The organism is Kribbella polygonati (genome assembly GCF_050320105.1).
GTDB lineage: Bacteria > Actinomycetota > Actinomycetes > Propionibacteriales > Kribbellaceae > Kribbella.
The window spans coordinates 1,450,366-1,470,175 of record NZ_CP190129.1 but is presented as its reverse complement, the minus strand read 5'-3'; the positions used below and the strand labels follow the sequence as shown (position 1 = coordinate 1,470,175).

The following is a 19,810-nucleotide window of genomic DNA, read 5'->3' as shown; positions in this document are numbered from 1 at the left end:
TGTCGTCAGGGGGTGACGAAGACGAGGATGTCGGTCTCCGGGCCGCGGACCTCGGGTTCGCGCCAGCCTAGGTGGCGGTAGAAGGCGATCGCGTAGTGGTTCTGGTTCCAGGCGAGGAGCCAGGCGCGGGTGTTGGCCTGCGTCGCCGCCTCCAGCAGGCGGCGGGCCAGGCCGGTGCCGCGGGCGTGCGCGAGTACGCCGAGCTCGTCGACCTCGAACGCGCCGATCAGCAGCTCGTCCACCTGCTCCGCGCCGATCCGGTCGAGCACGCTGCCGTACGACCGGTCCGTCCGGAACGGCGCCGGCGTCGTCCACCCGGTCAGGAACCCGGCGATCCGCCCGTCGTCGGAGCGTTCGATCCACGCCTGGAACCCGTCCCGCTCCGCGTCGCCGTCGAGGCGTTTCCGGAACGCGGTCCGGGTCTCCTCCGGGTCCCGGTGCTCGAACGGCGGCGCCGTGAACACCTCGACGTACGCCGTTGTCAGTTCGTCCGCGATCTCCAGGATGCCCCGCCCATGCGTGTACACCGCTCCAACCTAGGCGATGGAGCGGTGCGTCGTACTGCGGATTACTTGGCTGCCGCGGCCTTCTCCAGGTCGGCCGGCGTACTGTCCGGAGCCGCCGGCGTGGAGTCTGGCGTCGCCGCGATCGTCTCCAGTTCGGCGCGGAACTGCGGCAGCATCCAGCGCAGCGGCTGGTCCAGCACCCGTGCGATGGTCGCCTCGTCGACCTTCAGCAGGCCGCCGATCCGGGTGAGCGCATCCGGCTCGTCGGTGGCGGCGTACAGCAGATGGACGACCTCGTGCCGGTGCGCGAACACCGCGAGCGCGGCGGTGGCCAGCCCAGCATCGATTTCAGGCGGACTCGTGATTTCCCCGTTGCTTGTCACGTCTCCAACAACCCGTCCGGGGGTGGATCGGTTACGCGTCAGTCTTTAGACGTTCAGCTCGGGAGCCAGGAGACCTTGCCGAGCAGGTACGTCGCGCCGATCAGCGCGGTGGTGTCGATCAGGGTGTGCGCGACCACGAGCGGCATCACGCGGCCCCAGCGGCGGTACAGGTAGGTGAAGATCACGCCCATGATCACGTTGCCGGCGAAGCCGCCGAGGCCCTGGTAGAGGTGGTACGAGCCACGCAGCAGCGCACTGGTCGCGGTCGCCCGGCGGACGGACCAGCCGAGCTGGTCGAGGCGGTGGTTGAGGTAGCCGAGCACGATGACTTCCTCGAGTACGGCGTTCTGCGCGGAGACGGCGAACAGGATCGGGATCCGCCACCAGTAGTCCGGGAGCTGCGACGGGTCGACGGTCAGGTTCACCCCGGCCGCGTGTGCACCGATGTAGAACAGGAGCCCCGCTCCCCCGATCACCGCCGCGATCGCCGTACCCCGGCCCAGGTCCCGCCGGCGGTCCCGCAGATCGAACCCGATCGTGCTGAGCGACTCCTTCCCCCGCACGAGCAGATGCCCCACCAGCACGACCGGCACCAGCGCGGTCACCACCGCAAACACCTGCCACGCAAGATCCAGCCAAGGCCGCCCCGGCGCCCGAGACCCCACAATCACCGCCGTCTGCCCTCCCAACGGCTTCCCCGAAGTCAAAACCCCCGCAAACGAAATAACCGCCGCCACCCCTGACGCCCCGAGCGAAAGCGCCAAAACCAACCAAATCTCCCGCCCAAGCACCCGCCGGCTGACGCCCCCAGGCACCGAGGTGACAGGCCCCCCATCCCCAGCGACCGCGACATCCCCCGCCACCCCGGACCCCCCGACCTCGGCCGCCCCCACCCCGGAGTCCCCGGCGTCGGCCGCACCCGCCGCACCCCCGCCTGTCGCAGCGTCCGTCACCCGACGACCAGCGACCGACGCCCCCCGCGCGGGAGTGGTGGAGGAGCCGCTGGGCGCCGCAGGCGCAGTCTTGGTGGACGGTGCGCCGCCGTCGGACGGCGTATCCGCCGTGCGATCTTCGGCGGACGCCGCTTCCGCGGCGCCCGGCGCGGGCGCGGTGGACGTGGTTGGCGCCGCAGGCGCGGGCGTGGTGGGCGCCGCAGGCGCGGGCGTAGGCACCGTGCCGTCGTCGGGCGACTTGTCTGCCGGGCGGTTGGTTGCCGACGCCGCGCGCGCCGTGGACGTGGTGGGTGCCGTAGGTGCGGGAGGGGTGGGCGCTGCGGGTGAGGTGGGCGCCGTAGGTGAGGGTGGTGCGGGGGTGGGTGTGGGGGTTGGGGTGGTGGGGGCCGCCGGTGGGGTGGGGTCTTCGGCGGGGGGTGTCATGGGTCAACTATTGCGCGGGGGGACGGACAGGAGGTTCAGGAGGTGGTGGTAGGCGTCGGCGGGGTTGGTGGTGAGGGCGTACTGGGACTGGATCTGGAGGCCGTCGGAGAGGGCTATCAGGAGGGTGGCGATGGTGCCGGGGTCGGCGTCGGGGGTGAGGGTGCCTTCGGACTGGCGGGTGCGGATGGTGGCGGCGAGGCGGGTGCGGATGGTGGCGTAGCGGTCGACGAAGTACTCGTGAGAGGTGTGCTCGGGGTCGCCTGCCTCCGCGGAGAACGTCGAGTACAGCTGCACCAGACCGGGCACGGTCCCGTTGTGCCGGATGACCGCCTGCAGCCCGTCGATCGGGTCCTCGTCCGCGAACCGGGCGGCGTCCGCCTCGTCACGGGCCCGCAGTACCTCCTCGAAGAGTTTCTCCTTCGACCCGAAGTAGTGCAGCATCCCCGCCTCGCTCAGCCCGGCCGCCGCCGCCAGTTCCCGGGTCGACGTCCTCCGGTAGCCGTGCCGCGCGATCACCTCGAGCGCCGCGCGCAGGATCTCGGCGCGCTTCGCGACGCCCTTCGCGTACGGACCCCGGGAACTAGCCATACCCAAAACCTAGCATCACTCGGTTTTCGGTCGTAGCATCGTCGCCATGAACGTCGACGACCTGCTCGGCCGGCTCTCCCTGGAGGAGAAGGTCCGGATCCTCACCGGCCAGGACTTCTGGTCCACCCACGCGCTACCGTCGATCGGCCTCCGCTCGATGGTGCTGTCCGACGGCCCGAGCGGCGTCCGCGGCCCGGTGTGGGACGAGCGCGACCCGTCGCTGAACCTCCCGTCCGCCACCGCGCTCTCCTCCTCGTGGGACGTCGGGATCGCCCACCGGTACGGCGTGGTGTCGGCGCTCGAGGCCCGCCGGAAGAACGTCGACGTCGTACTCGGCCCGACCATCAACCTGCACCGCTCCCCGCTCGGCGGCCGGCACTTCGAGGCGTTCAGCGAGGACCCGGTGCTGACCGCGGACCTCGCCGCCGCGTATGTCGCCGGCGTGCAGGAGCTCGGCGTCGGCGCCACCCCGAAGCACTACGTCGCGAACGACTTCGAGACCGACCGCTTCACCGCGAACGTCGAGGTCGACGAGCGCACGCTCCGCGAGGTGTACCTGCTCGCGTTCGAGAAGGCGGTCACGGAGTCGAAGGCGTGGCTGGTGATGAGCGCGTACAACTCGATCAACGGCGCGACCGCGTCCGAGAACGACCTGCTCGAGACGCCGCTGAACACCGACTGGGGATTCGACGGCGTGGTCGTGAGCGACTGGACCGCTGTCCGTAGCGTCGAGAGCGCGAAGCACTCCCAGGACCTGGCGATGCCCGGGCCGATCGGCGCCTGGGGCGACGCTCTGGTGGCGGCGGTTCGCTCGGGTGAGGTCAAGGAAGACGCGATCGACCGCAAGGTACGTCGCATCCTTGCTCTTGCGGCTCGGGTGGGGGCGCTCGAAGGCACCGCCAAGCCGGCCGACGTACCGCAGGTCGACGGACCAGCTTTCGCCCGAATCGCAGCAACCGAAGGCACCGTCCTGCTGTCCAACCACCCCACCGACAAGCAAGCAGGTGCCGCTCGAGGCGAGCTAGGCCGGGGGTCGGGCGATCCGGCGGAGGCCGGGCAGGGTGAGCTGGGCGAGGGGTCGGGTGGGCCGGCGAGGGCCGGGCACGGTGCGCTGGACGAGGGGTCGGGCGATCCGGCGAGGGCCGGGCAGAGTGAGTTGGGCGCGGGGTCGGGCGATCCAGCGAGGGCCGGGCACGGTGAGCTGGACGCGGGGTCGGGCGATCCAGCGAGGGCCGGGCACGGTGAGCTGGACGCGGGGTCGGGCGATCCGGCGAGGGCCGGGCACGGTGAGCTGGACGGAGGGTTGGGCGAGTCGGCGAAGGGCTGGCGGGGTGAGTTGCCTTGGCGGGCGGATGGGCTTCGGAAGGTGGCGGTGGTTGGGCATAACGGTCGGGATGCTCGGACGCAAGGTGGTGGTAGTGCGACGGTGATTCCGGCGCGGGTTGTTTCGCCGCTGGAGGGGCTTCGGGCGGCGTTGCCGGGTGCGGAGGTCAGCTACTCGATCGGTGCGGTTGTGCAGGAAGGTGTCGGGGAGTTGCCGCTCGGTGCGATGGCCAATCCGCAGACCGGTGGGCCGGGTGCGCGGGTGCGGTTCCTGGCGGCGGACGGTGCGGAGTTGTTCGCCGAGGATCGGTTCTCCAGCGCGCTCGTGTACCTCGGCGGCAACGCCCCGATCGGCGACACCGCGGTCTTCGAGTTCCGCACCACCTGGACGCCGACGGAGTCCGGACCGGTCAACCTCGGCTTCGCGTCGGTCGGCCACGGGCGGATCTTTGCCGACGGCAAGCTCCTCCGCGCGGACACCGCCGTACCGGTCGGCACCGACCTCGGCGCCGCGCTGCTCTCCCCGCCCTCGATCTCCGCCCCGCTCGACGTCACCGCCGGTACGCCGGTCGACGTACGCGTCGAGCTGGACCTGCCCAAGGTGGAAGGCGGCCTGAGCAACGCCCTGAGCGTCACGGTCGGCGTCGAGCCGGCCAACGACGACCCGCAGGCGCTGATCGACGAGGCAGTCGCCGCGGCCCGGGACGCCGACGTCGCGCTCGTTGTCGTCGGCACCAACTCGAAGGTCGAGTCCGAGGGGTACGACCGCACCAGCCTCGCGCTGCCCGGCCGCCAGGACGACCTGGTCCGCGCCGTCGCGGCGGCGAACCCCCGTACGGTCGTGGTCGTCAACGCGGGCTCCCCCGTCCTCCTCCCCTGGCGGGACGACGTCGCCGCGGTGCTGGCGACGTACTTCGGCGGTCAGGAGTACGGCGACGCGCTCGCCGACGTCCTACTCGGCCGGACCGAGCCGGGCGGCCGCCTCCCCACCACCTGGCCGCGCGCGGAGTCCGACGTACCGGTCATCAACGTCACGCCGGACAACGGCGTCGTCCGGTACGACGAGGGCATCCACATCGGGTATCGCGCCTGGCTCAAGGCAGGTACGACGCCGGCGTACGAGTTCGGCCACGGGCTCGGGTACACGACGTGGGAGCTGTCCGACCTGCGCGCCAACGACCCGTCGTCGGTCGCGCTGACGGTCCGCAACACGGGCGACCGCGCCGGCAAGCACGTGGTCCAGGTGTACGTCGAGCGCCCGGACAGCACGGTCGACCGCCCGGTGCGCTGGCTCGCCGGATTCGCCGTGGTACGGCTGGACGCCGGGCAAGCGCGGGAGATCACGGTCAACCTGCACAACCACACGTTCGAGCACTGGCACAACGGTTGGACGACCGAGCCAGGTGCTTTCACGATCCGAGCCGGCTCGTCGGTTTCGGACCTGCCGCTCTCCACGGAGCTTCAGGTCCGTTAGCTGCCCGGCTGCACGAGCTTCAACGGGGCTCGGGAGGGTTCGATGCCGGCCGTCGTACGACGCGGCGGCCGGTATCGGACTGCCAGTACAGCACCGACCGCCCGGACCGCCGGCGTTCCAGCAGACCCGCGTCGGTGAGCACCCGCAGGTGGTCGGAGACGGTCGCGAGCGACAGCCCGGTCGTTGCCGCGAGCAACGTCGTACTCACCGGCGCGGCCGCCTCGGCGAGAATCAGCGCGCGGTTGCGGCCGAGCAGCTGCACCAGCGGCTCGTCCGGCGTTCCGGTCGGCGCGAAGATCCCGGTCACCGGGTATGTCAACGCGAACCGGTCCGGTAGCCGCCAGCTGACGTTGACGCGCTGCGTGTGCGCCGCGATGAACATCAGGTCCTGCCCGCGCACGTCCGTCGGCGGGTAGTCCCACCGGTTCACCTGGATCCGCCCGTCACCGAGCCACCGCACGTCCGGGCCGAGCCCCCGCAGTACGCCGGACCACCCCTGCTCGCTGAGCCGCGCCGTACGGGACATGACGTCGGCCTGCAGCACCCGCAACCGCCGCGGCCAGTCGGGCTCGACCGTCTCCGTCCACACCCATCGCAACAGCTCTGCCGCCGCCTCGGACAACCCGGACGTTTCCCGGATGATCGCGGGCAACGGCGTCCGTACGACGCTGAGGTCCGCGCGGATGCGGTCGTCGTCGAGCGACGTCAGGTACGCGAGCTCCGCCTCCAGGGTGAGGTCCGGCTCGAGCGGCGGCACGGTCAGGAAGTCCGCGGCCCAGCTCACCCCGAACGCACTGTCGAGCAACGCGGCCCACAACGGGTGAGCGGCGAGCGCAGCCCGGTACGCCGTCACGTGCGCGTCCTTCCACGGCCGGAACCACGGCTCGACCGGAGTACGCAGCAGCTTCAGCGCGGCCACCGTCTCGGTGAGCTGCGACGTACCGAACCGCGCGTTCACGAGCGTGTCGGCATCGACCAGGAATTCGGACAACGTTTCGCCTCCACCCGAAACTGTAGGCGGCGAACGGCGGGCCGTCGATCCTGCACTCCATGGGCACCTACCGGGCGATCTTCGCCAACACCGAGTTCCGGAACCTGTGGATCGGCAGCGCGCTGAGCAACGCGTCCGCGACGATGACGAGCCTGACGCTCGCGCTGATGGTCGACACCGCGACCGGGTCGGCACTGCTGTCCGCGATGATCATGTTCGGTCCGTCGCTCGCGCAGGTGCTCGGGCTCTCGACGCTGATGTCCGCGGCGGACACGGCGCGGCCGCGGCAGGTGCTCACGCTGCTGGCGCTGCTGGCGACCGTCGAGGTCGCGGCGCAGGCCGGGTTCGACCTGCCGCCCGGCGCCCGGCTGGTGCTGGCGCTCGCGCTGGCGTACGGGCTGTCGATCGGCTCCGGCGCGCGTTGGGGTCTGCTCAGCGAGGTGGTCGACGTGCGGCACTTCGTGCTCGGCCGGTCGGCGATCAACCTGTCGGTCGGCGCGATGCAGATCGCGGGCTTCGGGATCGCCGGCCTTCTGCTGCAGACGCTCAGCCCGTCGACCGTCCTTTGGATCGCCGTCGGGTTCTCGGCGGTCGCCGTACCGGTGAACCGGTTCGGGCTCCGGGACCGCCCGCCGCGGCGGGTCGCGCGGACCGGCCTCGCGGAGACCTGGCGGGGCAACCGCACACTGCTCGCGGACCGGCGTACCCGCCCGTTGTTCGTCGCGCTGGCGATCCCGAACGGCCTGATCGTCGGGTGCGAGGCGTTGTTCGTGCCGTACGCCGGTTCGCGCGCGGGCTGGCTGCTCGCGGCCGGGGCGGCCGGGATGATGACGGGTGACCTCGTCGTCGGGCGGTTCCTGACCCGGAACGGCCGCCGGATCGCGGCGCGGGTGCTGCGGCTCGTGCTCGCCGTACCGTTCCTCGGGTTCGCGTTCGACCTGCCGATCGCGGTGCTCTGTGTGCTGGTCGCGATCGGCAGCAGCGGGTACTCCGCCTCGCTCGCCCAGCAGGAGCTGCTCGTCGACCTCACTCCTGCGGCGCTCCGCGGGCAGGTCCTCGGGCTGGAGTCGGCGCTGCGGATGACGACGTTCGGCGTGGTCGCGATCCTCGCCGGCGCCCTCGCCGACCTGACCTCGCCCGCCCCGGCCATGACTCTCTGCGCCGCGGCCTCGCTGCTGGTCTCGGTTGCCCTGACCCGCCCTCTAAGCTCGCTGCATGGAAGTGGTGCGGCTGCGGGAGGTCTCCAAACGGTACGGTCGGCGGGAGATCCTGACCGGCGTCGACCTGCACCTGAACGCGGGTGAACTCGTCGCGCTGATCGGCGCCAACGGCTCGGGGAAGTCGACCGTACTGCGGTTGCTGGTCGGGCTGTCGCACCCGTCGGCCGGCTCGGTCGAGCGGGACGCCCGCGTGGTCGGCTACGTGCCGGACGTGTTCGCGTCCCACGATCGGCTGTCGGCTGCGACGTACCTGATGCACGTCGGTCGGATCCGCGGGCTCAGCGCGCGGACTGCCCGCGAGCGCTCGCACGAACTGCTGGAGCGGCTCGCGTTGTCCGGCGGCGCGGACACCCCGATGCGCAAGCTGTCGAAGGGCAACGCGCAGAAGGTCGCCCTCGCCCAGGCCCTGCTCGAACCACCGCAGCTCCTCGTGCTCGACGAGCCGTGGTCCGGCCTCGACGCCACCGCACACACCACCCTGCGCGAACTGCTGACCGAGAGCGCCGAGCAAGGCGCGGCCGTTGCCTTCACCGAGCACTCCGCCGAAACCGTCCGTACGACCGCCACCCGCGTCTGCGAGATCAAGCACGGCCGGCTCGCGACGACGGAACAACAGCTCAGCCTGACCGAGGTCTCGCTGGTTCCGGGCGCGGAGATCGACTGGACACAGCACCCCGACGTCCTCGACGTACGGCGGCAGAACGGGCACGTCACGCTGACGCTGCCGACGGGCCGACACGACGCGGCGCTGCTGACCGCGCTGAACCACGGCTGGTCGGTCGCGACCGTACGGCGGCTGCGATGACGGCCCAGACGAGGGCCCTGTACCGGTACCTCATGCACAGCGTCCTGCTCTCCCAGCGCTACCTCCCGCCGATGCTGATCTTCTTCGGCGCGCTCGCGGTCGGTACGGCGTCCGACAACGGGCCGCTGCAGTCGTCGTACGCGTTCGGCGTGCTGGTGATGCTCGTCTGCTCGACCTGGCTGGCGGTCGCGATCGTCAACCACGAGGATCCGACGCAACGGCAGATCACGCTGGTCACGGTCGGCAACTCGCTGCACGTCCTCGCGGTCACGATCGCGGTGGTGGTCACGTGGTGCGTGCCGCTGCTGCTGTTCGGGCTGATCTGCCCGCTGGTCACCGGCGATCACCACGCGACGGCCGGCGACGTACTCGTCGGGGCGCTCGCGATGCTCGCGTCCGCGATGATCGGGATCGCGATCGGCGTGCTGTGCTCGCGGCTGCTGATCCGCCGGATCGGGATCGCGACGCTGGCCGCGGCGACGCTGATCCTGCTGATGCTGGTGCGCCGGATCTCGCCGGTCAGCGCGCTGATGAAGGTGCTGTCCGACGAGAAGTCCGCGGCCACGAACGCCGTACCGACGACGCTGCTCGCTGTCCTGTGCCTGGTCGTCCTGGTCGCGGTCGTGCTGATGGTGCGGACCGTCTCGGACCGGAGGGAGTAGTCAGGAGGCCGCGACCGACGACAGGCCGTGCTGGGCGGCCGAGCCGCGGACGATCAGCGAGGTCGCGAGCTCGACGTGGTGCGAGGCGACCGGCTCCCCCGCGGCGAGCTGCAGCGCGGTCCGGAGTGCGACCGCGCCCATCTCACGCAGCGGCTGCCGGACCGTGGTCAGCGGCGGCGACGCGAGCCGGGCGACCTCGGTGTCGTCGAAGCCGACCAGGCTCAGGTCCTCCGGCACCCGCAGGCCGCGGGCCCGGGCCGCCTCCAGCACGCCGAGCGCCACCTCGTCGCTGCCGGCGAAGATCGCGGTCGGCCGGTCCGGCAGGTCGAGCATCGCGGACCCGCCGGCCACGCCGTCGTCGTACAGGAAGTCGCTGAGCCAGATGTACTCCGGCGGGACGCCGGCGCCGACCGACTCCATCGCGTTCCGGTAGCCGCTCATCCGGGCCTGGTTGCAGCGCGACGTCGGCGGGCCGCCGATGTACGCGATCCGCCGGTGGCCGAGCGACAGCAGGTGCTGGGCCGCGGCCATCCCGCCGGCGAAGTTCGTCGAGCCGACACTCGTCACGTCCGGCTCCGGCGTGTTCGCCGGGTCGATCACCACCATCGGCACCCGGGCCCGGGACAGCGCCGCCAGGTCGGCCTCGGACAGCTCGCTGGTGAGGCCGATCGCGGCCCGGCGGTCGTTCGCGATCAGCTGCCGGATCCAGGTCGCGGCCCGGCCCGGGGCGGCTCCCGTCGACGGCGGGTGCTTCGGCCGGGAGTTCAGCACCACGTCGACGCCGGCCGCCTGGCCCGCCTCGACCACGCCCTGGATCACCTCGACCGAGTACGCGTTCACGACGCCCTGGTAGAACAGCTCGACCGAGTCGCGCCGTACCGGCTCCGGGCGGCGTCCGACGTACCCGTGCTTCTCGAGCACGTCCTGGACCCGGGCGCGGGTGGCCGGCGAGACGTCGCTGCGGCCGTTCAGCACCTTGGAGACCGTGGCGATCGAGACACCGGCCGACCCGGCCACGGTGGCCAGGGTGACGCGCCCCTTCAACCGCGACATGTCGTCACCCTCCTCCTGGGTCCGCGCTGATCGTCACCGGCGTCGTCAGGACCCGGTCGTGCCCCACCACCCTCACATCCCCAGTCATTCGCAGCATCGCACGACACGGCAGGTCCAGGGCAGACGTGCCCACCATCACGTCGAACTCTCCGGGCTCGACGATCCGGCGCAGATCCGGACCCGTGTACGCCGTGCGATCGGCGTGCACGCGGAACGTGACATCAGCCGCCTGCCCGGGCTCCAGCGACACCCGCGCGAACCCGGTCAGCAGCTTCAACGGCCGCGCGACCCGGGCGACCAGGTCCCGCAGGTACAGCTGCACGACCTCGTCACCGGCCCGATCGCCGGTGTTCTCGACCCGCACGGTCGCGGTGAACTCGCCGTCGCTGCCGATCTCGGACGCGCTCAGCCGCAGGTCGCCGACCGCGAAGCTCGTGTACGACGCGCCGTACCCGAACGGGTACAACGGCCGCGTCTCCAGCCCGCTGATCCCGGCGCTCTCGACACTTCCGAGGGCCGGCTGCAGGTACGTACCGGGCTGCCCACCGACGTGCCGCGGGATCTGCACCGGCAACTTCCCGCTCGGCACGATCCGCCCGCTCAACACACCGGCAATCGCGGCAGCACCTTCCTGCCCCGGGATGAACGCCTGCACCAACCCGGCCAGCCGGTCCGCGTACGCACCCAGCGCGTAAGGCCGCCCCGACACCACCACCAGAACAACCGGCTTCCCGGTATCGAGCAAGGCGTCAACCAACTCCCCCTGCACACCAGGCAGCCCCAGATCCTCCGCATCACACCCCTCCCCCGAGGTCCCATGCCCAAACAACCCCGACAGATCACCAACGAACGCCACCACCACCTCACAGTCCTGGGCCAACGCCACAGCCTGCTCGAACCCGGAGCGATCGTCCCCCGTCACAGCACATCCCCGCGCGTACTCCACCCCACTCAACTCGTTGCGCAGGGCATCCAGCGGCGACGGGATCGTGATGCCCAGCCCACGCTCGGGGTAGCGCGGAAGGACGTGGTTGGGGAACGCGTAGCAACCCATCAGCGTCCGCGGATCGTCGGCGCACGGACCGACGACAGCCACCTTCGTAAGGTTGGTGAGCGGGAGTGCGGTGCCCGCGTCGAGGAGGACGATCGACTTCTCGGCCAGCTCGGCCCCGACGGCCCTGTTCTGTTCCGAGTTCAGGTCGACGGGCTTGTCACTCACCGAGGATTGCGGGGTCCAGTCGGAGTCGAGGAGGCCTAGCTCGGCCTTTTGCTGCAGGACTCGTCGGGCTGCTCGGTCGATCAAGTCCTCGGGGATCTCGCCGGCGCGGACCTTGGCCACGAGCCCGGCGTACCCGATCGTGTCCGGCAGTTCGACGTCCGTACCGGCGGTCAGCGCGAGCGCGCCCGCGTCGGCGTCGTCGGCCGCGACGTGGTGCATCGACGCCAGGAACGGGACCGCCCAGTAGTCCGAGACGACCGTGCCCTCGAAGCCCCAGTCGTCCCGCAGTACGTCGCTGAACAGCCACGGGTCCGCGCCCGCGGGCAGGCCGTCGAGGTCGGCGTACGAACTCATCACCGACCCGGCGCCGGCCGTCGCGATCGCGGTCTCGAACGTCGGCAGGATGATGTCCAGCAGCTCACGGCGGCCCATCGACACCGGCCCGTGGTTCCGGCCGGCCCGCGAGGCGGAGTACCCGGCGAAGTGTTTCAGTGTCGCGAGCACGCCCGCACTCTGCAGGCCACGCACGTACGCCGACCCCAGAATCGCCACCAGATAAGGGTCTTCGCCCATCGTCTCCTCGACCCGGCCCCACCGGTAGTCGCGGACGACGTCGAGCACCGGCGACAACCCCTGGTGCACGCCGGCCGCGGCCATGTCCCGCCCGATCGCGGCCGCCATCCGCTCGACCAGCCCCGGGTCGAACGTCGCCCCCCACGCGATCGATGCCGGGTAGACGGTCGCGCCGTACGTCGTGAACCCGGTCAGGCACTCCTCGTGGACGATCGCCGGTACGCCGAGCCGGGATCCCTTCAGCACCACCTCGTGCTGGCGGATCACCTCCGCGACGCCCTGCTCGACCGACTGCGGGTAGCTGCCCCAGACCCGGGTGAGGTGCCCGAGACCGTTCCGGCTCGCGTCCTCCAGCGACAGCGAACCGCCGGTGGCGAACACGTCCTCCATCGGGGCGACGTTGATCGTCTCGTCCTCGGGGAGCTCCTGGTCGGCCATGTCGTTGCCGGCCCAGCGACTGCCGAGCTGCGCGACCTTCTCCTCCAGCGTCATCGCCGCCAGCAGCAGTCCGGCCCGCTCGGCGGCCGGCAGCGACGGGTCGGACCAGGGCCGCTCGGTCGAGATGGACAAGAAAATCTCCCTTGATCAACATTCGTTTCGGTGAGCAATTATCGAAAACTTTTCGAAGATCGCCCAGCATCCCTGCGACAGTCGCTCAGTGCTGTGAATCTCCTGTATGACCAGGCGATTGCGTGACCTCACTGTGACCCCGAAAAGTCCTTAGTTCAAGTCTTGACAGCCCAATCCCCGAAATCTATGTTTCGAAAACAAGTCATATCGGCAGGTGCTTCCGCAACCTGTGGGGGCAGCACGGAGTACGGAGATCACAGTGGATCCCAACACGACATCCCGGCGCACTTTCCTAGGCCTGGTCGGCGGTGGCGCGCTGGCAGCCGGCCTCGCAGCCTGCGGCAGCTCCGGCCCGAGCAGTACCCCAGGCTCCACCACCGGCGCCGGTGGTGGCGGCGGAGCCGGCAGCGGCGCGACGTACTGGTTCCTCACCGGCCAGCCGCAGCAGGCCATCCGTGAGGCGCAGGTCAAGCGGTTCAACGACGCGAACCCGAGCACCAAGCTCAAGACCACCGAATTCGCGAACGACGCGTTCAAGCAGAAGATCAAGACCGCCATCGGTGCGGGCCAGGGCCCGACGCTGATCTGGGGCTGGGGCGGCGGCGGCCTGAAGGCGTACGTCGAAGCCGGCCAGGTCGAGGACCTGACCGACTGGTTCAACACCGAGCAGTCCGCCCTCAAGAGCGAGATCTTCCCGTCCGCCTTCACCGCCGCCACGGTGAACGGCAAGCTCTACGCGATTCCGGGCGAGACCGTCACGCCGATCGTGCTGTTCTACGACAAGCGCGCGTTCGAGAAGATCGGCGCGCAGCCCCCGCAGTCCTGGGGCGACATCCTGCACCTGGTGCCGAAGTTCAACGACAAGGGCATCGCGCCGTTCTCGCTCGGTGGCCAGTCGCGCTGGACCAACATGATGTGGCTGGAGTTCCTGTTCGACCGGATCGGCGGCAGCGAGGTCTTCCAGAACATCTTCGACGGCAAGAAGGACGGCTGGTCCGACCCGTCGGCGATCAAGGCGCTCGAGGAGATGCAGAAGCTGATCAAGGCGAACGGCTTCATCAAGGGCTTCTCGTCGATCACCGCCGACTCGAACGCCGACCAGGCGCTGCTCTACACCGGCAAGGCCGCGATGATGCTGCACGGCGCCTGGACCTACGGCGGCATGAAGGCCTCCGGCGGCGACTTCGTGACCGGCGGGCACCTGGGCTACATGAACTTCCCGCCGGTCGACGGCGGCAAGGGCGACCCGAGCGACACGGTCGGCAACCCCGGTCAGTACATGTCGATCTCGTCCAAGGCCAGCGACGCCGAGAAGGCGACCGCGAAGAAGTTCATCGCGAACAACACCCTCGACGACGCCACGATCGACGCCTGGGTGAAGTCGGGCAACATCCCGGTCGTGAAGAGCGCGAAGGACAAACTGTCCTCGATCACGGACAAGAACGACAACGCGTGGCTGAACTTCATCTACGACACCGCGTCGGGGGCGAAGAACTTCGCGCAGTCCTGGGACCAGGCGCTCAGCCCGACCCAGGCCGAGACCCTCCTCGACAACATCGCCAAGCTGTTCCAGCTGTCCATCTCCCCGCAGCAGTTCGCGACGAACATGAACGCGGTGATCGGCCAGTGACAACGACCGCTCCGCCTGTCGCGCCGGCGACAACAACTCAACAACAGCGTCCGTCGTCCGGCGTCGGGCGGAGCGGTCCGGTCGCCTGGATGGTGCTGCCCGCGCTCCTGCTCTTCATCGTGTTCGGCGTCGTCCCGCTGGTCGGCGTACTCGTCCTGAGCTTCACCCAGTGGGACGGGCTCGGCGCGATCCACGCCGCCGGGTTCTCCAACTGGAAGACCGTGCTGACCGACTCGCAGTTGCCGCACAGCATCCTGGTGACCTTCGAGATCATGATCCTCTCGTGGGCCGTGCAGACGCCGATGAGTCTGCTGCTCGGCACGTTCCTGGCCGGCCGGCAGCGGTACCGGGCGTTCCTCGCGGTGCTGTACTTCATCCCGCTGCTGCTCAGCTCAGCCGCGATCGCGATCACCTACAAGGCGCTGCTCGACCCGAACTTCGGGCTCGGACCCGGCCTGAAGCTCGGGTTCCTCACCCAGGACTGGCTCGGCAGCAGCAACCTGGCGATCGGCGTGGTGATCTTCATCGTGTCCTGGCAGTTCATCCCGTTCCACTCGCTGATCTACCAGGGCGGCGTCCGGCAGATCCCGACCACGATGTACGAGGCCGCGTCGATCGACGGCGCCGGCCGGGTCCGGCAGTTCTTCAGCATCACCGTGCCGCAGCTGAAGTACACGATCATCACGTCGTCGACGCTGATGGTGGTCGGGTCGCTGACGTTCTTCGACCTGATCTTCGTGCTCACCGCCGGCGGACCGGGTGACGCCACCCGGGTGCTCGCGCTCGACATGTACAAGCGCGGTTTCATGTCCAACCAGATGGGTCCGGCGAGCGTGATCGCCGCCATGATCGTGCTGCTCGGCCTCGCGCTCGCGCTGATCCTGCGGCGCCTCGGCGGCAGTACGACGGCCAGCCAGCAGGAAGGTGCGTGACCGATGCAGGCTCGCAAGCTCACGCAGCTGAACTGGTTCGGCGGCCTGGCCGGCTGGATCTGGCTGGCGATCGTACTGATCCCGCTGTACTGGATCGTCGTCACCAGCTTCAAGGACCAGAGCGCGTACTTCAGCCAGAACCCGTTCGCGCTGCCGTCCGCGCCGACCGCGAACAACTACCAGCTGGTCATCCAGTCCGACTTCCCGCGGTACTTCCTGAACAGCGTGATCGTCACCGTGGGCACGATCATCCCGGCGGTCGCGATCTCGTTCATGGCGGCGTACGCGATCATCCGCGGTGCCGGCAGCAAGTTCCTTGCCGGGGTCAACGGCCTGTTCCTGATGGGGCTGGCGATCCCGTTGCAGGCGACGATCATCCCGGTGTACCTGCTGATCATCCGGATGCACCTGTACGACAGCCTGCTGGCGCTGATCCTGCCGTCGATCGCGTTCGCGATCCCGCTGTCGGTGCTGGTGCTCGCGAACTTCATCCGCGACGTACCGAAGGAGCTCTTCGAGTCGATGCGGGTGGACGGCGCGACCGAGTGGGGCATGATGCGCAAGCTCGCGCTGCCGCTCACCCGGCCCGCGCTCGTGACCGTCAGCATCTACAACGGTCTCGGCGTCTGGAACGGGTTCCTGCTCCCGCTGATCCTCACCCAGAGCCCCGACAAGCGCACGCTTCCGCTGGCGCTGTGGACGTTCCAGGGTCAGTACAGCGTGAACGTCCCGGCGGTGCTCGCCTCCGTCGTCCTCACCACGCTACCGATCGTGATCCTGTACGCCGTGAGCCGCCGGCAACTGCTCAGCGGCCTGACGGCCGGGTTCTCCCGCTAGCAGCTTCCTGCTCCGGGGTCTGGTCGCCCACGACGCGAGCGCCAGTACGGCGAATGCGGCGGGGGCGACCATCCCGGAGTACTTGTGTGCGGCCCCGTTCGAGGCGGCCGCGCCGAGCATGTTGATCAGCACCCCGGCGTACGCCCACTCCTTCAGCCGTGGCAGCCCCGGTACGGCGATCACCACCGCCGCGGCGAGCTTGGCGCCGCCGAGGATCGGCGACAGGTAGCTCGGGTACCCGAGGTCGATCAGCATCGGGTAGAACGGCGCCAGCTCGAACAGGTCCATCGTGCCGCCGACGGCACACTCCCCCACGACGATCGCGGTCGTGGTCCAGTAGGCTCTTCGCATCCGACTCACCGGCTATCGAAACGGTTCCGTACTCTTCCGCTAACGGTACGATAGCGTTTCGATGGAGGTGGATCAATGGTCTCGCGTGGCGACGGTGCGCGGCAGCGGATGCTCGAGGCCGCGCTCGCGGTACTCGACGAGTCCGGACTGGCCGGCTTCACGATGGAGGCGGTCGCCCGCCGGGCCGGCGCCAGCAAGGCCACGCTCTACCGCCGCTGGCCGACCACCGGCGCACTCCTCGTCGACGCAATGGACGCGACGTACCACCCGTTCCCCGCGCCCGACACCGGCTCGGTCGCCAAGGACGTCACCGAGATCCTGACCGCGTTCGTCACGCTCCTCGAACGGACGCGGTTCCCCCGCCTGCTCGCCGCCTTCATCGACGCCGCCGAACGCGACCCCGCGCTCTCCGAGATCCACCAGGACCTCACGAACCGCCGCCGCGAGCCCATGCTCGCCGTACTCCAGCGCGGCCGCGACCGCGGCGAACTACCGCCCGACACCGACCCCGAACTGACCACCGACCTCCTGACCAGCCCGCTCTTCTACCGGCACTTCGTCGCTCACCGCCCGATCCCGCGACGGATGGTGGCCGACGTCGTCGCCCGGGTGCTGTTCCCGAAGACCTGACGCGTCCCGTCCGCGAGGATCACCAGCCCGGCACGACCCGGCCGGGACTGCAACCAGTCGAGCCCGTCCGCGCCGAGCGCGAACGCCGCGGTCGCGTCGATGTCGGCCTGTGTGAGCGACCGGTGGACGACGGTGACGGACGCCAGCACGATCGGCGTCACACCGGTCCGGGCGTCGGTGATGTGGCGAGCCCGGCGGTGCAGACCCGACGTGGCGATCGCGCCGTTCCGGATCGGTACGACGGCCGCGAGCTTGTCCGGTGCGAGCGGGTCCTCGATCCCGACCCGCCACGCGTCCGAGCCCGGCCCGGAGACCCGGCACACCAGGTCTCCCCCGGCGCCGAGGCAGTAGTCCGTCGCCGGTAACCGCGCGAGCTTCCGCGCGGCGCGTTCCACCGCCCAGCCCTTCACCACGCCGCTCGGGTCGAGCCGGGAGTCCCGCCGTACGTCGAACGCGCCGCCGGACTCGATCCGGGCCTGCTCGCCGAGTGCGAGTACCTCCGCGACCTCGGGCGGGCAGTCCGCGATCGCCAGCGCGCCACGGTTCAGCCGGGACACGTACGAGTCGGCGCGGTAGGTGCTGAAGACCTGGTCGGCGGACCGCAGTACGTCGAGGACCTCGGACCACGCCCGTACGGCGCGGTCGTCGTCGGTGTGGCGGCCGCGCAGGGCGAGGCTGATCGGCATGCCCATCACGTGCTCGACGTACCGCTTCATTTGCCTTGGTCCAGAGCGCTTTGCAGGGAACGGATGTAGCCGTCGCTGGTGACGGTCGCGCCGCTGACCATGTCGATCTGCGCGCTCTGGGCCTGGACTGTCTCGTTGATCAGGATCGGGAGCGCGTACTGGTTGATCTCGGCGTCGCGGCGGTTGCCGTTCGGGTACTGGACGACGTTGACCGCGGTGATCTTGCCGGCCTTCTCGGTCAGCTGGACCTGGACGGGTCCCCACTGGGTCTGGGCGACGCTGCCGGTGACGGTGGATGCGCCAGGTGTCGTCGTTGCCGGTGTTTCGTTGGCTCCGCCACCGATGGTCGGGCCCACGGACGCCTCGGGGCCGGAGGTGGAGGTGGAGGTGTGGTAGCCGAACATCAGGACCACCGCCGAGACGGTACCGAGGAGCCAGAGCACGATACGTTTCACGGCGGTCACCACTTGAAGGTCTCGAGATGGAGCCGCTCGGCCGGCAGACCGGCGGCAGTGAGCGTGGCCCGGACGAGCTCCGTCCACGGCTCGGGCCCGCACAGGTACACGTCCCGCTCGGCGATGTCCGGGATCCAGTGCAGCAGCGCGGTCAGGTCGTCGTACTCCGGAACTCCGGCACCGAACCACGAATCCGGCCGCCGCCGCGCGCCCGGCAACGTCAGCAGGGACAGCCCGCGCTGGTGCCACAGCTTCTGGAACTCCTCGTGGAACAAGGGCTGGTCCGTGTACCGCTGGACGAGCACCGCGTCGCCCGGCGCGTAGTCCAGTCCTTCCGCGAGCGCCCGCAGCGGAGTGACGCCGACGCCCGCGCTGATCAGCGCGATCTTCCGCCGGGTACGGGCGCGCGGGCTCATCCGGCCGTACGGTCCCTCGACGAGGACGCGCGTACCGGGTCTGACCGAGCGGAGGGCCGCGCTGCCGTCGCCGGCGTCCTGCACGGTGATCCGCAGACCGCGGCCGTCGGGGGCGGCCGACAGCGAGTACGGGTTCGCGCGGGTCCAGCCGGGGCGGTCGAGGAAGCGCCACGAGAAGAACTGCCCGGCCTCGGCGCGGAGCCGGTCGAGGTGGTGCCCACCGACGTACACCGAGACCACCCCGTCGGACTCCCGTACGACGGCCGTCACCCGGAGGCGGTGGCGTGCGTTCCGCCAGACCGGTACGCCGATCCGGTAGCCGAGCACCGTCGCCGCGGCCACCGCCCAGGCGGTCCACCAGAACACGGTGCGGCCGGTCGACCCGAGGAACTCCTGCCCGGTCCACAGCTGGTGCGGAATCGCGAGGCTGACGCCGAGGTAGGCGTACAGGTGCAGGAGGTGCCAGGACTCGTACCGTAGGCGCCGACGGGCCGCACGGATGCTGGTCAGCACACTCAGGCACAGCGCGACGGTCCCGCCGACCGCGAGCAGCATGCCCGGGTAGTTGATCGTGAGGCCCCACAGCTCCGCAGGAGTCTTCCCCAGCGACCCCTCCGCGTAGCCCCACGTGATCGCGACCAGGTGCGCCAGCATCAGGTTGAACGACGTGAACCCGGTGATGCGGTGGATCCGCGCCAACCGGTCCTGCCCGAACGCCGCCTCCAGCAGCGGCACCCGGGCCATCAGCACGACCTGCGCCAGCAGGAGTACGGCGGCACCGAGACCGGTCAGCCGCCCGAGCGAGGTCAGCCCGGTCGCCCAGCCGCGGAGCTCCTGGATTCCGCCGCCGGCGACCCACCAGTACGTGACCAGCAGCAGGCTCAGCCAGAGGACGGCCAGCGCCCCGAGCCGGACGGCGCCGTCGGTGCGAGCCCGCTGCCCGAGGGGCTCGTGCACAGGGATTGCGAACACACCTCAGTGTCGGATCGAACGCTGAGCAGCAGCTTCGGCTTGGCTGGCAGTCCGCTGTGAAGTATCGTGGGGTATTTGTGCCGGGAAATGAAAAGAAGCCCTCTTCGGGCTTCCAAGATCAGAATATCAAAGCTTTTCGGACAATGCAATACAACAGC

The 19,810-nt window shown here is 70.0% G+C and carries 19 protein-coding genes; 8 read left to right on the top strand and 11 right to left on the bottom strand.

All coding sequences use genetic code 11. From position 1 onward, the window contains the following. Positions 1–5: 5 nt before the first annotated feature. From ACQHIV_RS06940 to ACQHIV_RS06925, 4 genes are all read right to left on the bottom strand, one after another. Positions 6–527: a GNAT family N-acetyltransferase gene (locus ACQHIV_RS06940; RefSeq protein ID WP_427892623.1), complete on the bottom strand. Its 522-nt coding sequence runs from the start codon at positions 525–527 to the stop codon at positions 6–8. A 41-nt stretch (positions 528–568) separates the two neighbouring features. Beyond that, complete coding sequence (locus ACQHIV_RS06935) at positions 569–889, bottom strand: hypothetical protein (RefSeq protein ID WP_427892622.1); 321 nt, start codon at positions 887–889, stop codon at positions 569–571. A gap of 53 nt (positions 890–942) precedes the next feature. Beyond that, the gene (locus tag ACQHIV_RS06930) at positions 943–1,497 is read right to left on the bottom strand and encodes a CPBP family intramembrane glutamic endopeptidase (protein WP_427892621.1); all 555 of its coding nucleotides are present in this window, start codon (positions 1,495–1,497) and stop codon (positions 943–945) included. Between the two features lie 771 nt (positions 1,498–2,268). After that, positions 2,269–2,853: a TetR/AcrR family transcriptional regulator gene (locus tag ACQHIV_RS06925; protein ID WP_427892620.1), complete on the bottom strand. Its 585-nt coding sequence runs from the start codon at positions 2,851–2,853 to the stop codon at positions 2,269–2,271. A gap of 46 nt (positions 2,854–2,899) precedes the next feature. Here ACQHIV_RS06925 and ACQHIV_RS06920 point away from each other — a divergent pair, with 46 nt between their 5' ends. Then, on the top strand, positions 2,900–5,650 hold the full coding sequence (locus tag ACQHIV_RS06920; protein ID WP_427892619.1) for a beta-glucosidase family protein: 2,751 nt from the start codon (positions 2,900–2,902) through the stop codon (positions 5,648–5,650). A gap of 19 nt (positions 5,651–5,669) precedes the next feature. Here ACQHIV_RS06920 and ACQHIV_RS06915 read toward each other — a convergent pair whose 3' ends face one another. Beyond that, a complete protein-coding gene (locus tag ACQHIV_RS06915) occupies positions 5,670–6,641 on the bottom strand; it encodes an ArsR/SmtB family transcription factor (RefSeq protein ID WP_427892618.1) in 972 nt (323 codons plus the stop codon). Between the two features lie 59 nt (positions 6,642–6,700). Here ACQHIV_RS06915 and ACQHIV_RS06910 point away from each other — a divergent pair, with 59 nt between their 5' ends. The 3 genes from ACQHIV_RS06910 to ACQHIV_RS06900 are packed head-to-tail and all read left to right on the top strand — an operon-like array spanning position 6,701 to position 9,328. Continuing rightward, on the top strand, positions 6,701–7,945 hold the full coding sequence (locus ACQHIV_RS06910; RefSeq protein WP_427892617.1) for an MFS transporter: 1,245 nt from the start codon (positions 6,701–6,703) through the stop codon (positions 7,943–7,945). Next, positions 7,857–8,666: an ATP-binding cassette domain-containing protein gene (locus ACQHIV_RS06905; protein ID WP_427892616.1), complete on the top strand. Its 810-nt coding sequence runs from the start codon at positions 7,857–7,859 to the stop codon at positions 8,664–8,666. The genes ACQHIV_RS06910 and ACQHIV_RS06905 overlap by 89 nt, the downstream gene beginning before the upstream one ends. Continuing rightward, positions 8,663–9,328 (top strand): hypothetical protein, encoded by a 666-nt coding sequence (locus ACQHIV_RS06900; RefSeq protein WP_427892615.1) that lies wholly within the window; start codon positions 8,663–8,665, stop codon positions 9,326–9,328. The genes ACQHIV_RS06905 and ACQHIV_RS06900 overlap by 4 nt, the downstream gene beginning before the upstream one ends. Here ACQHIV_RS06900 and ACQHIV_RS06895 read toward each other — a convergent pair whose 3' ends face one another. Together ACQHIV_RS06895 and ACQHIV_RS06890 are read right to left on the bottom strand one after the other, a co-directional pair. Then, positions 9,329–10,381 carry a LacI family DNA-binding transcriptional regulator gene (locus tag ACQHIV_RS06895; protein WP_427892614.1) on the bottom strand — a complete coding sequence of 351 codons (1,053 nt, stop codon included), beginning with the start codon at positions 10,379–10,381 and terminating at the stop codon, positions 9,329–9,331. It abuts the gene before it with no gap. A gap of 4 nt (positions 10,382–10,385) precedes the next feature. Next, complete coding sequence (locus tag ACQHIV_RS06890) at positions 10,386–12,743, bottom strand: glycoside hydrolase family 3 N-terminal domain-containing protein (RefSeq protein WP_427892613.1); 2,358 nt, start codon at positions 12,741–12,743, stop codon at positions 10,386–10,388. Between the two features lie 259 nt (positions 12,744–13,002). On the opposite strand from ACQHIV_RS06890, the gene ACQHIV_RS06885 reads away from it, so the two are divergent. The 3 genes from ACQHIV_RS06885 to ACQHIV_RS06875 are packed head-to-tail and all read left to right on the top strand — an operon-like array spanning position 13,003 to position 16,142. Further along, positions 13,003–14,373, top strand: a complete 1,371-nt coding sequence (locus ACQHIV_RS06885; protein WP_427892612.1) for an extracellular solute-binding protein — start codon at positions 13,003–13,005, stop codon at positions 14,371–14,373. After that, positions 14,370–15,305: a carbohydrate ABC transporter permease gene (locus ACQHIV_RS06880; RefSeq protein ID WP_427892611.1), complete on the top strand. Its 936-nt coding sequence runs from the start codon at positions 14,370–14,372 to the stop codon at positions 15,303–15,305. The genes ACQHIV_RS06885 and ACQHIV_RS06880 overlap by 4 nt, the downstream gene beginning before the upstream one ends. Before the next feature lie 3 nt (positions 15,306–15,308). Then, a complete protein-coding gene (locus ACQHIV_RS06875) occupies positions 15,309–16,142 on the top strand; it encodes a carbohydrate ABC transporter permease (protein ID WP_427892610.1) in 834 nt (277 codons plus the stop codon). Here the strand turns inward: ACQHIV_RS06875 and ACQHIV_RS06870 are convergent. Then, a complete protein-coding gene (locus tag ACQHIV_RS06870) occupies positions 16,068–16,493 on the bottom strand; it encodes a DoxX family protein (protein ID WP_427892609.1) in 426 nt (141 codons plus the stop codon). The genes ACQHIV_RS06875 and ACQHIV_RS06870 overlap by 75 nt on opposite strands. Positions 16,494–16,568: 75 nt before the next feature. Between ACQHIV_RS06870 and ACQHIV_RS06865 the strand changes: the two genes are divergently transcribed. Further along, the gene (locus ACQHIV_RS06865) at positions 16,569–17,123 is read left to right on the top strand and encodes a TetR/AcrR family transcriptional regulator (RefSeq protein WP_427892608.1); all 555 of its coding nucleotides are present in this window, start codon (positions 16,569–16,571) and stop codon (positions 17,121–17,123) included. Here ACQHIV_RS06865 and ACQHIV_RS06860 read toward each other — a convergent pair. Genes ACQHIV_RS06860 through ACQHIV_RS06850 form a run of 3 tightly spaced genes read right to left on the bottom strand, consistent with a single transcriptional unit; the run spans position 17,057 to position 19,637 of the window. Continuing rightward, on the bottom strand, positions 17,057–17,839 hold the full coding sequence (locus ACQHIV_RS06860; protein ID WP_427892607.1) for an FAD:protein FMN transferase: 783 nt from the start codon (positions 17,837–17,839) through the stop codon (positions 17,057–17,059). The genes ACQHIV_RS06865 and ACQHIV_RS06860 overlap by 67 nt on opposite strands. Then, positions 17,836–18,276: an FMN-binding protein gene (locus tag ACQHIV_RS06855; protein WP_427892606.1), complete on the bottom strand. Its 441-nt coding sequence runs from the start codon at positions 18,274–18,276 to the stop codon at positions 17,836–17,838. Before ACQHIV_RS06855 ends, ACQHIV_RS06860 begins: the two co-directional genes overlap by 4 nt. Further along, entirely contained in the window at positions 18,270–19,637 is a 1,368-nt protein-coding gene (locus ACQHIV_RS06850) for a ferredoxin reductase family protein (protein ID WP_427892605.1), read from the bottom strand. The genes ACQHIV_RS06855 and ACQHIV_RS06850 overlap by 7 nt, the downstream gene beginning before the upstream one ends. Positions 19,638–19,810: the final 173 nt, after the last annotated feature.